The sequence below is a fragment of the Pseudomonas sp. KCJK9016 genome (assembly GCF_046231795.1).
Classification (GTDB): Bacteria; Pseudomonadota; Gammaproteobacteria; order Pseudomonadales; family Pseudomonadaceae; genus Aquipseudomonas; species Aquipseudomonas bananamidigenes.
In genome coordinates this window covers 1-16024 of sequence record NZ_JBJJMM010000020.1, presented here as the reverse complement: position 1 = coordinate 16024, position 16024 = coordinate 1, and the positions used below count along the sequence as shown (strand labels likewise).

The window sequence follows — 16024 nt, the reverse complement described above, 5'->3', positions numbered from 1 at the left end:
GGTGCCTGCCCACCACCGCTCTGCTAGCGTGACGACTCGACGTCTTCAGGTTGCGTTGCCATGGCCCTTGATGCAGATGCGCTTGTCACTCCGCCCTCCATTGCCAAGACTGCGTCCATTGCAACGAATGGGCGCAGCTGGGGTGAAATCGGTGCGACCGGGCAGCGCTCTTACGCCTTGCCGCTACCAACACTGTCCGCCTCCGGCCGGACGCTGGTTCCCGAGTTGCAGCTGGTTTATGACGGCAGCGGGGGCAACGGCAAGTGCGGCCTCGGCTGGGATCTGCCGTACTCTGCCATCTCGCGCAAAACCAGCAAGGGCGTGCCGCACAACCTGCCAACGGACGCCATGCTGGCCGACGGCATCGAACTGCGGCCCGAGCTGACGACGCACGGCAAGATCAAGGCCGCAAAGCGTACACACGGTAAAGGCGAGAGCGCCAAAACCTATTCCGTGGTGCGCTACATTCCGCGCCTGGAAACGAATTTCACCCGCTACGAGCTCTGGACCCCCACCGGTGGCGGTCACCCGTTCTGGGTGGTCTTTGGAGCAGACGGCACTCTGTATTGCTATGGCTACACCCTGGATGCCTGCATCCATGACCCGGCGGACCCGACACTTATCGCAGTGTGGTTGCTGGTGGAAGTCAGGAATCCCGTGGGCGAAAACATCTTTTACCAGTACAAGGCGGACGACAAAGTCACCGACGCCCGTTTTGACTACAGTGCCCAGCGCTACCTGCGGCAAGTCTGCTATTGCAACAAAACCGCCAGTGCCGATCTGTTTTGCCTTGATAACGCGCAACCCGAATTACTCGACTGGCTGTTCCGACTGATCGTTGACTACGGCGAACGCGTCGCCGGATATGACGATGTTCCATCGTATGACGCCAACGAGGATGCCTGGCCGGTACGTTCCGACCCGTTTCGCAATCATCGTTACGGCTTTGAAGTCGGCACCCGGCGCCTGTGCCGGCAGTTTCTGTTGTTCAACCACACCGGCCCCGCTCCGGTGCTGGTCGATCGCCTGCTGCTGGAGCACGAACCCACAGCGCACCGGTACAACCACCTGAAAGCCGCGCATTACATGAGTTATGACGCTACAGGTCGCGTCAGGCATTTACCGCCGCTGGAATATTTTTATGAAGCGCTGACACTCGACACCCTCCCCAAACCCTTCCTGCAACTCGACCACATGCCCGGCCTCAACGACGGCCAGCCCTATCATTGCGTCGATCTTTACGGCGAAGGCGTGCCGGGATTTCTCTGCCAGTACGACGGCGTCTGGTACTACCGCGAACCCTTGCGCGGCGAACCCGGCACGGACGAAATCGTTTACGGGCCCTGGTCACTGCTGCCGCTGATTCCGAACGCCGACAGCAACAAACCGGTGGTGCAGATCCTCACCGACCTCACGGGTGACGGCCGCCTCGACTGGGTCGTCGCGCAACCCGGCGGCAGCGGTTTCTACACCCTTGATCCGGACGGCACCTGGTCGTTGTTCAAACCGTTCAGCCGGTTCCCTGTGGAATTTTTCCATCAACTGGCGCAACTGGGCGATCTGAGCGGCGACGGTCTGGACTCCATGGCCCTGATCGGCCCGAACAGCGTCCGGGTGTACGCCAATGTGCGGGAGAATGGATTCGCGCCCGGCAAGGATGTACCACATACCCCGGATCGCTTGCCGCTGTTCAGCGACGCCCGCACCGAACTGGTGATGTTCGGCAATCTGCACGCCAGCGACCGCTCGGGACTGTGCAGGGTTCGCCACGACAAAATCGAAGCGTGGGCCAATCTGGGTCATGGCAGATTCGGCCAGGGTGTCGAGATCAGCGACCTGCCTTTCGAATACCAGCACTTCAATGCTGACCACATTCGCTTCGCCGATCTCGACGGTTCCGGCGCACCTGCGTTGATCAGGCTCTGTTCCGATCACTTCGAGATCTACTGGAATTACGGTGGCAATGCCTTTGCACAAGTTCCGGAAATCGTCCGGTGGCCCAGAGGCGTTCGCTATGACAATCTCTGCCAGGTGAGCTTCGCCGATGTGCAAGGCATTGGCTGCGCCAGCCTGCTGTTCACCAAACCCCACATGAAACCACAGCACTGGGTGTATCACTTCGTCAATGAACGGCCCTACCTGCTCACCGGCTGCAACAACAACATGGGCTACGGCGCCACGCTGAAACATCGCAGCAGTGCGCAATTCTGGCTGGACGAAAAACGCCTGGAACTGATGGCGCGTCGGCGTCCGGTCTGCCTTCTGCCTTTTCCACAGATGGTGCTTCACTGGTTGCGTCAGGACGATGAAATCACCGGCAATTACCTGATGCAGTTCCACGAATATTTCGAGGGCTGCTACGACGGTTACGAACGCGAGTTTCGCGGTTTCGGCAAGGTTTGTCAGACCGACAGCGAACTGGAACCGGACCAGGCTGAAAGCGGCCATACGGCACCGATGCGGGCGACACACTGGTTTCACACCGGCAGATGCATCGATCCGGACTTGAAGGGCATCTGCGAACTTGACGACGAAATCACGCCACTGGGATCCACGGTCATTTCGGAGTTTGATGCCAAGCGCCGCAAAGAGACCACTCGCAAGCGGCACACGGCCGACGACCATCGCGAAATAGCCTATGCGCTGGCCGGTCGCCTGCTGCGCTCCGAGGTCTGTCAGGCGGATGATCCCGCCCCTGCACGCCTGTTCTCTTTGAACGAATTTCGCTATCGGGTTCGTGTCGTCAGCAAAAGTCCGTCCAGTCTGCTGGTGCTCGAACTGGAAACCCGTAGCCATCGATACGAACGGTTCATGGACGACCCGAACTGCCAGCATGCAGTCAATCTGGCATTCGACGCATACGGCTACCTGACTCACGGATTGACGGTCGCCTGTGCTCGTCGTCGCACCGAGACGGACAAACCGCCCTTTGATCGAGAAGACCAGCTTCGGGCCTGGGTGGACAGTCACGATGAGCAACAACAGTACTTTTATCTGACGGAATCAATCGCCGCCTTCATTCACCTGATCACTGACGGCCACCGGCTGCTCGGTTTGCCCTGGCGCCAGCGCGGCAATGCGCTGATGTTGCCCAAGGGGGTGTTGCCGGGCGGGCTGCAAGCAAAAGATATCAGTTTCGAAAACTTCGACCAGTACAAGGACAGCGTCGAGTGGACAACCGCCCGGGAACTGACCTCTCTCACACAACATACGTATCTGGAGGACGACGGCAAGATCCTCTATCCGCCACGACAAGGGCCGACAGAACAGGCTGTATTCGACAAGAAGGCGCTGGAGGCCTACCACGATGTCCCGATTGTCATTCGGCAAGAGCTGACAAAGATCGGTTACTCGCCCATGAAGCTGTTCTTCCCGGAAGATCCTGCACAGGATCTGCTGCAAAACCTGTGGTCAGCGCAAAGCGGCTTTTTCACCTACACCGATGCCAGAGGGTTTTACCACGTCACCGAAGTGCAGCAGACCGCCAGCCATGGCGTGACGCACATCACCTGGGACGCAGACCATCTGCTGACCATCGCCATCACCCTGCCGGACGGCTGTGTGACGTCCGTGAACCACGACATGCACACCCTGCTGCCGCAAAGCATCACGGATCCCAACGAGAACATTCAGGAAGTGCTGTACGAACCGGGCGGCCAGCCGATTGCCCACAGCTTTCATGGCACCGAAGAGGGACTGCCTGCCGGTTTCGAACCATTGTCCGCTTACCCGCCGCAGCCTGACCTGAGCGTCGAATACGCCCTGGCCCATCCGAAAACCGTGCTGGCATCCGCTGCCAGCGCGGTGCGCACCGAGCTGTTCAGCTGGATGCCGTTGCTTTCACCTGATGCGGTCCCGCACGAAAGAAAGCAGTGGATCGCCAGCGGCCTGATCCTGCCCGACGGCCACATCCGCGCCTGCGCGCTGCGCTGGCTGAACCGGAAAAAACCTACGGTCAGCGAACAGAAACTGCTCGACCTCATCCATACCGCCCGCAGGCAACCGGTGCACAGCCTCAGCCTGGTCGCCGACCGCTACCACACCGATCCGCTGCAACAGATTCAGATGACCATCAGCTATGTCGACGGCTTCGGTCGCGCGTTGCAAAGCAAACAGCTCGTCCCGCCGGGCGATGCCTTTGTGGCCACACCCGAAGACGACCTGCAGACCGACGCCGATGACAGGCCGATCGAGCTGCCGGCCATCCAGCGCTGGCGGGTACAAAGCCGGGTGGAATACAACCACAAGGGCGAAACCATCCGGGTCTACCGCCCTTATTTCCTCAACACTCATCGCTGCATCAATGACACCGCGATGCGCAAACACGGCTACCACGACCGGATGTTCTACGACGCTGCGGGCCGGCAGATCCAGACCATCAATGCCCTGGGTCATCTGGCGTTCGACATTCTGCATCCGTGGTTCAAGCTCAGCTACGACTACAACGACACGGACGACTCGCCGCTGGCCAGCCCCGTGAAAAGACCGGCGCCTGCAAGACCCGCAAAACGGATCAAATCATGAACGCCAGCGTACACCCTCTCACACCGACGCTGTCGGCAATCGGCCCTCGCGGCGAAGCCGTCAGGCAAGTCGAGTACCTGCGCACAGTGGCCGGAGAAGAGGTGCGAGCGCTCATCAGCCGACTGCAACATGATGCTGCCGGTCATCGGGTTGCACAGCGGGATCCGCGTCTGCCCACGCCCAATACGACAACGGTATTCAGACTGGACGGCATGGTGGTCAAGACCCGCAATGTCGACGGTGGCGAAAATGCGCTCCTGCCGGGGCCCGGCGGCGAGCTTTTGCAGAGTTGGGACGCGAACGGCAATCACCGGCAGATGAGCTACGACCCGCAACGGCGTCTGCGCAGCGTCACGGAAAACGGGGCAACCGACTTCGAAAGCTTCAGCTACGACAATGCTTCGGCCGACCCGACGCACAACCTGCGCGGACAAATGACAGCGCTGAGCGATCCATCGGGCACGGTGCAAATCAACCGCTTCACCATGAGCGGCCTGTCAACGGAAGAAACCCGCACCTTCAAGGACGGCAAGATCTGCACCAGCCGTCAGCGCTTCAGCGCCACCGGTGCGCTGCTGCAGACCGTTGATGCCGGCGGGCACGTTCAACAATCGAATTACGACATCGCCGGACAACTTTTCCAGGTACAACTGCAACTCAGCGGGCAATCCTTCCAGGATATTTTGATCGGTATGGATTACAACGCAGCCGGCCAGATCGTCGAACAAAAGCTCGGCAATGGCGTGACCAGCCACTGGCACTACCGGGAAGCCGACGGCCGCCTGCTTCGGCAGTACGCGCAAAAGGCGTTGGAGCCGGCGATTCAGGATTTCGAGTATGAATATGACTTGGTGGGCAACACCGTCCGCATCATCGATCACACCTACACACCGACGTTTTTCCGCAACCAGCGGATCGACGGTGAACGCACATTTGGCTATGACTCGGTGTACCGCCTGACCCGCGCCACCGGTTACAGCGACGCCCCTCCCGCGGACACCCCCGGGCGGCCGCAACCCACCGATCCCAATGACCGGCGTAACTATGTCGAGTCTTTCGAATACGACGACGGCAACAACCTGAAAAAACTGACCCACGTTCGCGAGGGCAACACCTACACCCGCGAGATGTTCATCGACCCTGCCAGCAATCGCGGCGTGCGCTGGAAACGGGGGGACCCGGCGCCGGACTTCAGCACCCTTTTCGACCGCGCCGGTAATCTGCTGGCCCTGCAACCCGGCCAACCGATGAACTGGAACAGCCGCCATCAGCTGGAGTCGCTGATCCTCGTGGATCACGCCAGCGGTCTGCCCGACCAGGAGCTGTATCACTACAGCCAGGGCGAAAGGGTATACAAACGCCATGAAACCCATACCAGCGCAGTCAGCCATGTGGCTGAAGTGCATTACGCGGGGAGTCTGGAAATCCGCACCAACAGCAGCGGAGAAGAACTGCACCGGATCACCGTCGCCACCGGTGTCGGCGAGGTGACGTGTCTGCATTGGGTCGCCGGCCAACCGCCCGGCATCGACGCTGATCGAGTGTGTTATTCCCATACCGACCATTCGGGATCGAGCGTTACGGAGACTGATCAACGGGCGCAGGTGATCAGCCGCGAAAGCTACTACGTCTTTGGCGCTACCGCATCGCTGGCTGCCCGCTCGCAAATCGAAGCGGACTACAAGTTCACCCGTTATTCGGGCAAGGAAATGGATGTCACCGGGTTTTATTACTATGGAGCACGGTATTACGCGCCGTGGCTGTGTCGCTGGGTGAGTGCCGATCCGGCCGGCAATGTGGACGGGCTGAACCTTTACGCCTTTGTATCCAACAACCCGCTTCGTTATGTCGATCCTTCGGGAGGTGCGAAGGCGGAAAGCGTCATCATGCTGTACTCGGGTTTTGTGTCGACACTGGAAAGCATTGCCGGGCAGACATTGGTGCAGATCGACAACGTCATCCACCAGAAAAACATCAAGAGAAGCCTGCTGGCCAATACTGCAGGCGAAGTGGCCACAGGGGTATTCGGCTACGAAGCCGGGAACATTGGCGGAGAGCAGGTCGGTCAGTTCATCCCGGATGTGCGCCACATCGCCTCTCACAGCAGAGTGAACCGCTTGCCCTTCATCGAGGCGGCGACGGGGGGCAACGCCGGCGGAGACATCTCAGGCGGCATGGCCGCTCCGGTCACAGGCCTGGGGCTGATCGGCGCACTCATACCGCAGACTTCAACCATCTCCGTGTCCGCGATCGATAATGCACTGGGGGTCCCGGAAGCCGTCAATGATGTCCACGGCAACTGGCGGAGCATCAAGGATGAACTGATCCACCCGGCACTCAACTCGGTGCTCAATCCTGAATTCGTGATGGGACGTCTGGTCGGAGCATGGATATCGATCCTTGGCGGCGCGTTCAATTTGCTTGCCCGCGCCGTTGAAGCCGAAGACATCAAGAACCGCCTCGATCCCGTCAAGATCGGCAAGATCGAAACGATGCTCAGTGAATGGAAAGAGGCAGTCGAACAACGCTCCGCCTGGGCCGAAGCGGCTTTTGATGCATTGGGCACGGACGTCATCAATCCCGTTGATCACATTCCCAATATCACCCACATGACGTCCCGTGAAACGCTCGCGCCGATCACCCGCTCCGGGCTGCGACAACAGACCGGAAAGACGCTGGACTATATCAACCGAATGCAAAAAGGCATGGCCTGGTACAAAGAGATGGGCACCACCGACAATCAGTTCCTGATGCGGCAACGCAGCGCCCGTCGGTGACCCCGTATGGAGCAGACCTGTGAATCAGTCCATCTTCTGGCACACACCCGCCTTGCGGGTTCATGATCCACGGGCACTGGAGATCCGGCAGGTCGAATACCTGCGCACGGTGGCCGGTGAGGAGGTGCGGGCATTCATCACCCGCCAGCAACATGACGTTTCCGGCCGCCCCGTGGCGCAACGTGATCCGCGCCTGAACATCTCTAACACCTCCAGCGTTTTTGCCTTGAACGGGCAGGTGCTGAAGATCAACAGCGTCGATACCGGCGTAAACGTCACACTGCCGGGCCTGGCCGATCAGCCTGTTCAATCCTGGGACGCGAACGGCAATCACCAACGCACGTCCTACGACAATCAGTTACGCCCGACAAGCGTTGAAGAGAACGGCGAGCCTCGCGTCGATACGTTTACCTACGCCGACGCCACGGCCGCCCCCGGACACAACCTGCGCGGACAACTGATTCAACTGAGCGATCCGTCCGGCAGCGTCGAATTCGACAGCATCGGGCTGACGGGCAACAGGCGGCGCGAGAAACGAACCTTCCACGATGGCAAAGCGTTTGTCAGCCGCCGCTCTTTTAGTCCGCTGGGCTCGGTGCTGGAGACCATCGACGCGGGTGGCCACACACAACAAACCACATACGACGTTGCCGGCCAGCTCACGCAGGTTCAGCTTCAGCTCGACGGGCAGAGCAACTGGCAAACGGTGTTGAAGGATGCGCAGTACAACGCCGCCGGGCAGATCATCGAACAACTCACCGGCAATGATGTCACCAGCCACTGGCACTACCGTGCCGCCAACAGTCGCCTGCATCGCCACACTGTGCAAAAGGCATCGGGACCGGCACTTCAGAATTTCGAATATGAATACGACCGGATGGGCAACATCACCCGTATTCTCGATCACGCCTGGGCACCGACCTTCTTTCGCAACCAGCAAGTCGATGGCCACCGCACCTTCGGTTACGACTCGCTGTACCGGCTGATCCACGCCACCGGCCATGCCGATGCCCCGCCCTCGGACAACCTTGGCCGGCCGAAGCCCACCGATCCTGCCGACCGGCGCAACTACATCGAAACATACGAGTACGACAGCGGCGACAACCTCGTCAAAACCGTTCACATCCGCGACGGCGCCAGCCACACCGCCGAGATGGCGATCGATCCGTCAAGCAATCGGGGCGTGCGCTGGACACAGGGTGACCCCTCCCCGGACTTCACAAAACTGTTCGATCCCGCCGGCAACCTGCAGGCTCTGCAACCCGGCGTGCCGATGCATTGGAACAACCGCGGCGAGCTGGAAAGGGTGACGCTTGTCGAACGCGTTGGCAGCAGCGCCAACGACGAAGAGTATTATCGCTACAGCCAGGGCGAGCGGGTCTACAAACGCCACGACACTCACACCGCGAAGGTCAATCACTTCCACGAAGTGCGCTATTGTCCCGGGCTGGAAATTCGCAGCAAAGACAACGCTGAAGAACTGCACCTGATCAACCTGCCGCTGGCCAGTGGCAGCGTGGTCTGCCTGCACTGGGTGACCGGCAGACCGACGGGCATCGAGGCCGATCAACTGCGCTACACCTGCAGCGATCATCTGGGGTCGGTTTCGCTGGAGCTGGACCAACAGGCACGGATGATCAGCCACGAAGGTTATTTGCCGTTCGGCACCACCGCCTGGATGGCGGCGCGCACCCTGATCGAAGTGGATTACCGGTTCATCCGTTACTCGGGTAAGGAAATGGATGTCACCCGCCTGTATTACTACGGTGCCCGTTACTACGCCGACTGGCTGGGGCGCTGGGTCAGCGCCGATCCGGCCGGGGATGTGGACGGTTTGAACCTGTATGCGTTTGTGGGGAATGCCCCGATCACCTTCATCGACGATGACGGGCAAGAGCTATGGGACTTCATGGACAGCTTTCTCGAAACCGAACCGCAACGCTCCACAAGACAGTCCCAAAGCGCCGCCTTAAAAAAACAACACCAGGCCGACATGACTCTATCTCGCGCATTGAACCGACATACGAAAATCCTGCAACTCACTACACGACGTGCGCATGAGGCCGAAACACAAATCAACAATCACCAGTCTGCCAGGGCACACGGACAATCCGCTGCATTGAGAATTGGCGCACACGTTGCTGCAAATGCCATCTCTTATGGAGCGGGCTTCGGCATCGGATTGACCGCGGCGGCGTTGGGTAGTGTCGCTGGCCCCCCCGGTACCGTCGTTGGCGCGACCCTCGGGGTCGTGACGAAAAAGGCAGTAAGCATAGGGCTTGATTTTGCATTGGAGCGCACGAGCCTCAGCGCATCGGTCAAATTCAAGTCCGGGAAGCTGGACCCGAAGAGGATCATCAATAAAGGTGACTACAAGGCCATGAACTATGCTTCGTACGCGTACAACAAGTTCAAAGGCATCGGGCTAGGTGTCGTGGAAATGAACAGAAAGGGCTGGCTGAAGGGCGGCAAAGAGGCTCTGAGTATCGGTACCAGTATTAGCATGAAGGCCGCCAATACACCGTTCTCGAGCGAAATCGGTGCGGCGTTGAGTACGGTGACCGGCACCTTCGAAATACTGCATGAGATCGCAGGAGCGGGTCAGGAACTGACGGACGAAAAGTTGACCCGTGCCGACCAACACATTTCCGGAATGATCGAAATCCTGGATGAAGCCGTGGGCGTGCTGGACAGTCTGTTCGAAGCCGCCGGGCGCGACGCTATCCACACCTACAGACCGCTCAGCAAAATTTTCGGCAACGCTGTCGGTGATACACGTGAAACAGTGAGAAGTGCAACGAATGCAACCATCAAACAATTGAGGCAGACCCAATCTGTGATCAGACGTGCACGCCAGGGTGGCACCTAGCGAGAAGTCCGCCTGTGCATGCTATCGTGCTCGCCCCATTCTGCGCCTGATACGTCCATGCCCGCGACCTCACGCCTTGTGCGCTTGACACTGTACACCCTGCTGATCCTCGCTGGCGCCGCCCTCGCCGCGACGCTTGCGATCCGTCACGCCGAGCGCCAGGCGCTGGAAGAAGACGCCGCCCGCGCCAACCAGCAGCTGGCGCTATATGCCAACTCGCTGCACACCCTGATCGACCGCTACCGCGCCCTGCCCGCCGTGCTGGCGCTGGACCCGCAGTTGCGTGCAGCGCTGACAGGTCACGTGGATGCCGGACAACAAGCGGCGCTGAATCTGAAACTGGAAAAAATCAACGGCGCTGCGCAGTCCTCGACACTCGAACTGCTCGACCACACCGGCCTTGCGGTGGCGGCCAGCAACTGGCGTCTGCCCAGCAGTTACGTCGGTCACAACTACGGTTTTCGCCCGTACTTCAGCCAGACCCGCACCCAGGGCACCGGGCGCTTTTATGCGGTCGGGGTGACCAGCGGGATTCCCGGTTATTTCCTGTCCAGCGCGGTGCTCGGCGACAACGGCGAGTTCCTCGGGGCGATGGTGGTCAAGCTGGAGTTCCCGGAGCTTGAGCGCGAATGGAGCCACGGCAACGACACGCTGCTGGTCAGCGATGCCCGGGGCATCATCTTTATCGCCAACCAGCCCGACTGGCGCTACCGCCTGCTGCACCCGCTGACCCCGGCCGATTACCGGGAGATCAAGACCACCCGCCAATACGACAAACAATCGCTGGTGCCGCTGACCCATTTGTCGCTGCGCCGCTTCGATGACAACAGCGACCTGCGTAGGGTCGAGGGTCCGCAAGGCACGGCGGATTACCTGTGGGAATCCCTGCCGCTGACTGCCGAAGGCTGGACCCTGCACCTGCTGCGTCGCCCGCAGCTGTCCTTCGAAGACCTGCGCAATGCCGGGCTCGCCGCCGCCGGAGTGTGGCTGGCGCTGGTGTTCCTGCTGTTATTCCTCAATCAACGCTGGCGCCTGGCGAAAATGCGCCAGCGCAGTCGCGAAGAACTTGAGCAACTGGTGGAAGAGCGAACACGCGACTTGCGCACTGCGCAAGACGGTCTGGTGCAGTCAGCGAAACTGGCGGCACTGGGGCAAATGTCGGCGGCACTGGCGCATGAAATCAATCAGCCGCTGACCGCCCAGCGCATGCAGCTGGCGACCCTGCGTCTGCTGCTCGATCATGGCCGGGTCGATGACGCCTGCAAGGCACTCAAACCGGTGGATGAGATGCTCACGCGCATGGCTGCCCTCACCGGCCATTTGAAAACCTTCGCCCGCAAGAGCCCCAGCGGTTTGCGCGAGCGGCTGGATCTGGCGACGGTGGTCGATCAGGCCCTGCAATTGCTGGACGCCAGAATGCGCGACGAACAGGTCAGTCTGGTGCTGCACCTGACGCGTCCGGCCTGGGTGCGCGGCGATGCGATCCGCCTGGAACAAGTGCTGATCAACCTGCTGCGCAACGCCCTCGATGCGATGCAGGGCAAACCTTGCAAGCGTCTGGAAATCCGTCTGGAAGCCGATGAACAGTTGTGGCGCCTGAGCGTCATCGACAATGGTGGCGGCATTGCCGAAGAACATCTGGGACAGGTGTTCGATCCGTTCTTCACTACCAAACCGGTAGGCGACGGCCTCGGTCTGGGACTGGCGGTATCCTTCGCCATCGTCCATGAGTCCGGCGGGCGCCTGAGTGCCGAGAATGGCGACAACGGCGCGGTGTTCAGCCTGACCCTGCCGATCGATCTGGAGGCGCATATCTGATGCTCAACGCGGTGATGGTGGTCGATGACGAAAGCAGCATCCGCAGCGCCGTCGAACAGTGGCTGAGCCTGTCCGGGTTCGAGGTGCAGCTGTTCAGCCGCGCCGAGGAATGCCTGGCGGCGCTGCCGAAGCATTTTGCCGGGGTGATTCTCAGCGACGTGCGCATGCCCGGCCTCAGCGGTCTTGAACTGCTGGCCGAAGTACAGCGCCGGGATGCCGACCTGCCGGTGATTTTGCTCACCGGCCACGGCGATGTACCGATGGCGGTCGAAGCCATGCGCGATGGAGCTTACGACTTTCTGGAAAAACCCTTCAGCCCCGAGACCCTGCTCGGCAGCCTGCGCCGGGCGCTCGACAAACGCCGGCTGGTGCTGGAGAACCGCGCACTGCACACGCAGGCCGACAACCGCGCGAAACTCGATGCAACATTGCTCGGCGTGTCCCGTGGCTTGCAGACCTTGCGCCGGCAGGTGCTGGATCTGGCGCCCCTGCCGGTCAACGTGCTGATCCGTGGCGAAACCGGCAGCGGCAAGGAGCTGGTCGCCCGCTGCCTGCACGACTTCGGCCCGCGTGCCGATAAACCCTTCGTGGCACTCAACTGCGCAGCGATCCCGGAGCAGTTGTTCGAAGCCGAGCTGTTCGGCCATGAGAGTGGCGCCTTCACCGGAGCCTCCGGCAAACGCATCGGCAAGCTGGAATACGCCGATGGCGGCACGCTGTTCCTGGACGAAATCGAAAGCATGCCGCTGGCTCAGCAGGTGAAACTGTTGCGGGTGTTGCAGGAGCAGAAACTGGAACGGCTGGGGTCGAACCAGAGCATTCGCGTGGACTTGCGCATCGTCGCGGCGACCAAACCCGATCTGCTGGACGAAGCCCGGGCCGGCCGTTTTCGCGAGGACCTGGCGTATCGCCTGAACGTCGCGGAGCTACGCCTGCCGCCGCTGCGGGATCGTCGCGAAGACATTCCGTTGTTGTTCGAAGCTTTCGCCCAGAGCGCTGCCCAACGTTTGGGCCGGACCTTCCCGCCGCTCAGTGGTGCGCAATTGAGTCATCTGCTGAGTCACGACTGGCCGGGCAACGTTCGCGAGTTGGCGAACGTCGCCGAACGGCAGGTGTTGGGGCTGGATGAGCCGGTGCAGGGCATCGATCCGGGCCAGTCGCTGGCCGCGCAACAGGAAGCGTTTGAGGCGCAGTGCCTGCGGGCCGCGCTGACCCGACACAAGGGTGATGTGAAAGCCGTACTTGAGGAACTGCAACTGCCGCGTCGCACCTTCAATGAAAAGATGCAGCGGCATGGTTTGACCCGGGAAATGTTCGTCACTGAATGAGCGGAAATCCGCTCATTCATTCCAGCTCATCGGCAAAAACCCGCTCAACAACTCCCCCTCACCCCTCTAAACCGGCCCTCTCCCCGTTGGCACAGCTCCTGCTATAGCCCCCACAGGCTGCGTTTCAACGCGCTCCACAAAAACAATTAAACGAAGGATCCTTCAATGGATAACTCCAACGCCCTGCCTCTTGGGTCGGCAGCTGTGCCGGTCAAAGAAAAAACCACCGCCAGTCGCATCAAGTCGATCTTCAGCGGTTCCGTCGGCAACATGGTCGAGTGGTATGACTGGTACGTCTATGCCGCCTTCTCGCTGTACTTCGCCAAGACTTTCTTCCCCGCAGGTTCCACAACCGCCCAGTTGATGAACACCGCCGCGATTTTCGCCGTGGGCTTTCTGATGCGCCCGATCGGTGGCTGGCTGATGGGGCTGTACGCCGACAAGGTCGGTCGTAAAAAGGCACTGATGGCCTCGGTGTACCTGATGTGCTTCGGTTCCTTGCTGATCGCCCTCAGCCCCGGCTATGAAACCATTGGCATCATCTCGCCGATCCTGCTGGTATTCGCCCGCTTGCTGCAGGGCCTGTCGGTCGGTGGCGAATACGGAACCTCCGCCACCTACCTGTCGGAGATGGCCACCAAGGAACGTCGCGGCTTTTTCTCCAGCTTCCAGTACGTGACCCTGATTTCCGGCCAGCTCATCGCACTCGGCGTGCTGATCGTACTGCAACAGATACTCACCACCGAACAGCTGTACGCCTGGGGCTGGCGTATTCCGTTCGCCATCGGCGCGCTTTGCGCGATCGTTGCGCTGTACCTGCGTCGTGGCATGGAAGAAACCGAATCCTTCGTGAAAAAAGAGAAATCCAAGGAAAGCGCCATGCGCACCTTGCTGCGTCATCCGAAGGAATTGCTCACCGTGGTCGGCCTGACCATGGGCGGTACGCTGGCGTTCTACACCTACACCACCTACATGCAGAAATACCTGGTGAACACCGTCGGCATGAGCATCTCCGATTCCACCACCATTTCCGCCGCCACGCTGTTCCTGTTCATGTGCCTGCAACCGATCATCGGCGGTCTGTCCGACAAGATCGGACGTCGTCCGATCCTGATCGCCTTCGGCGTGCTCGGGACGATCTTCACCGTACCGATCCTGATGACCCTGCACACCATCCAGACCTGGTGGGGCGCGTTCTTCCTGATCATGGCGGCGCTGATCATCGTCAGCGGCTATACCTCGATCAACGCCGTGGTGAAGGCCGAACTGTTCCCGACCGAAATCCGCGCCCTGGGCGTCGGCCTGCCGTACGCACTGACCGTATCGATCTTCGGCGGCACCGCCGAATACATCGCGCTGTGGTTCAAGAGCATCGGCATGGAAACCGGTTACTACTGGTACGTGACCGCGTGCATCGCGGTGTCCCTGCTGGTGTACATCACCATGAAAGACACCCAGAAACATTCGCGCATCGTCACTGACTGACCGGGTTTATTCAGCCACTGCAAAGGTGGCTGTTCTGGCCCCATCGCGAGCAAGCTCGCTCCCACATTGGATCGGCGTACAACTGCCCCTGTGGGAGCGAGCTTGCTCGCGATTGAAGTCACCTCGGTATCAGGACAATTCGGCAACGCCCTGTTTGCCGCCATAACGCTTCTGCGCAAAAGACGCGCCCACGATCATCACCAGCAGAATCCCCGCCAGCACCGCCGACGAACCTATGGTGCCAAAATCCAGACCGCCCTTCTCATGGGACTTGGTCATCAGGTCGCCCAAGGTCGCACCGAACGGCCGGGTCAGCACGAACGCCACCCAGAACAGCGCGACGGTCGAAATCTTCGTGAAGTACTTGAGCAGTACCACTACGCCAATCGCCGAACCGATCAACAATGCGCCCCCGGCAAAACCCAGGCCCGAGTCGTCCGCCAGGTAATCGCCGAGCGCAGTGCCCAGGGTGTTGGAGAACAGGATCGCCATCCAGTAGAACATCTCGCCGCGAAAGCTCTGCACCTTGGTGACGTTGAGCGAGTCGCCACTCAGGCGCCACGCCGCGAAGATCGCCAGCAGGATCGCGATCAGGATCATGGAACCGGTGGCGTAGCCCAGCTCCAGCGTACGGTCCATGAAATCGGACATGGTGGTGCCGGCGGTACTGGTGGACAGGATCACGATCCAGTACAGCAGCGGTTTGTAGGTCCTGGACATCAGTTGCGTGACCAGCGTCAGGACGAACACGCTGATCAGGATCAGCGAGCTCATGGCGTAGCCGACGTTGAGAGTCATCGACAGCAAATCCCCCGCGGTTTCCCCCAGGGTCGTCGCGCAGATTTTCATGACCCAGAAGGCCAGGGTGATTTGAGGCAGTTTGTTCATTGCAGGTAAAGCTCCAGTGTGTGACGGCCGGTTCTTGGTTTTCTGGCCGCCGGCAGACTGGCGTTGCGAGGGTGAAAAACCGGTCGGGAATGTATGAAAAATCTGTCACACACTGCAAAAGCGGCCATTAATCACCGGTTAATGCCCCTGCCGCATCCTGCACTTACCTGATCGATTGACTGCGCGTCGCTCGCTCCCACGACGAGACGAACTGAATGCGCCGCCCTTAATATCAAGTTAATCGATTGTTTTTAGCATTATTTTGCGCTTTTTAATCAATTTAGTTGGCGTAGCATGAAACCCATGCAAGACACACCGCCAACGAATATCGAATC

At 60.1% G+C, this 16024-nt stretch carries 7 protein-coding genes; 6 read left to right on the top strand and 1 reads right to left on the bottom strand.

What is annotated here, in order from left to right; all coding sequences use genetic code 11:
- Nucleotides 1–60 precede the first annotated feature (60 nt).
- The 6 genes from ACK6BI_RS19460 to ACK6BI_RS19435 all read left to right on the top strand — a co-directional run bounded on the left by ACK6BI_RS19460 (nt 61) and on the right by ACK6BI_RS19435 (nt 14801).
- A complete protein-coding gene (locus ACK6BI_RS19460) occupies nt 61–4524 on the top strand; it encodes a SpvB/TcaC N-terminal domain-containing protein (RefSeq protein ID WP_409318347.1) in 4464 nt (1487 codons plus the stop codon).
- Entirely contained in the window at nt 4521–7301 is a 2781-nt protein-coding gene (locus ACK6BI_RS19455; protein WP_409318346.1) for an RHS repeat-associated core domain-containing protein, read from the top strand. Before ACK6BI_RS19460 ends, ACK6BI_RS19455 begins: the two co-directional genes overlap by 4 nt.
- A gap of 19 nt (nt 7302–7320) precedes the next feature.
- Nucleotides 7321–10170, top strand: coding sequence for an RHS repeat-associated core domain-containing protein (locus ACK6BI_RS19450; protein ID WP_409318345.1), 2850 nt, complete (start codon nt 7321–7323; stop codon nt 10168–10170).
- 57 nt (nt 10171–10227) lie between these two features.
- Entirely contained in the window at nt 10228–11988 is a 1761-nt protein-coding gene (locus ACK6BI_RS19445) for an ATP-binding protein (protein WP_409318344.1), read from the top strand.
- Nucleotides 11988–13316: a sigma-54-dependent transcriptional regulator gene (locus ACK6BI_RS19440; RefSeq protein ID WP_409318343.1), complete on the top strand. Its 1329-nt coding sequence runs from the start codon at nt 11988–11990 to the stop codon at nt 13314–13316. The genes ACK6BI_RS19445 and ACK6BI_RS19440 overlap by 1 nt, the downstream gene beginning before the upstream one ends.
- 165 nt (nt 13317–13481) lie before the next feature.
- The gene (locus ACK6BI_RS19435; RefSeq protein ID WP_409318342.1) at nt 13482–14801 is read left to right on the top strand and encodes an MFS transporter; all 1320 of its coding nucleotides are present in this window, start codon (nt 13482–13484) and stop codon (nt 14799–14801) included.
- Between the two features lie 129 nt (nt 14802–14930).
- Here ACK6BI_RS19435 and ACK6BI_RS19430 read toward each other — a convergent pair whose 3' ends face one another.
- Nucleotides 14931–15689 carry a hypothetical protein gene (locus ACK6BI_RS19430; RefSeq protein ID WP_409318341.1) on the bottom strand — a complete coding sequence of 253 codons (759 nt, stop codon included), beginning with the start codon at nt 15687–15689 and terminating at the stop codon, nt 14931–14933.
- Between the last annotated feature and the right edge of the window lie 335 nt (nt 15690–16024).

Bases quoted from the DNA above. Each gene is read 5' to 3' on its own strand.
- ACK6BI_RS19460 (WP_409318347.1), top strand. From the start codon at position 61: ATGGCCCTTGATGCAGATGCGCTTGTCACTCCGCCCTCCATTGCCAAG.
- ACK6BI_RS19455 (WP_409318346.1), top strand. From the start codon at position 4,521: ATGAACGCCAGCGTACACCCTCTCACACCGACGCTGTCGGCAATCGGC.
- ACK6BI_RS19445 (WP_409318344.1), top strand. From the start codon at position 10,228: ATGCCCGCGACCTCACGCCTTGTGCGCTTGACACTGTACACCCTGCTG.
- ACK6BI_RS19440 (WP_409318343.1), top strand. From the start codon at position 11,988: ATGCTCAACGCGGTGATGGTGGTCGATGACGAAAGCAGCATCCGCAGC.
- ACK6BI_RS19435 (WP_409318342.1), top strand. From the start codon at position 13,482: ATGGATAACTCCAACGCCCTGCCTCTTGGGTCGGCAGCTGTGCCGGTC.
- ACK6BI_RS19430 (WP_409318341.1), bottom strand. From the start codon at position 15,689: ATGAACAAACTGCCTCAAATCACCCTGGCCTTCTGGGTCATGAAAATC.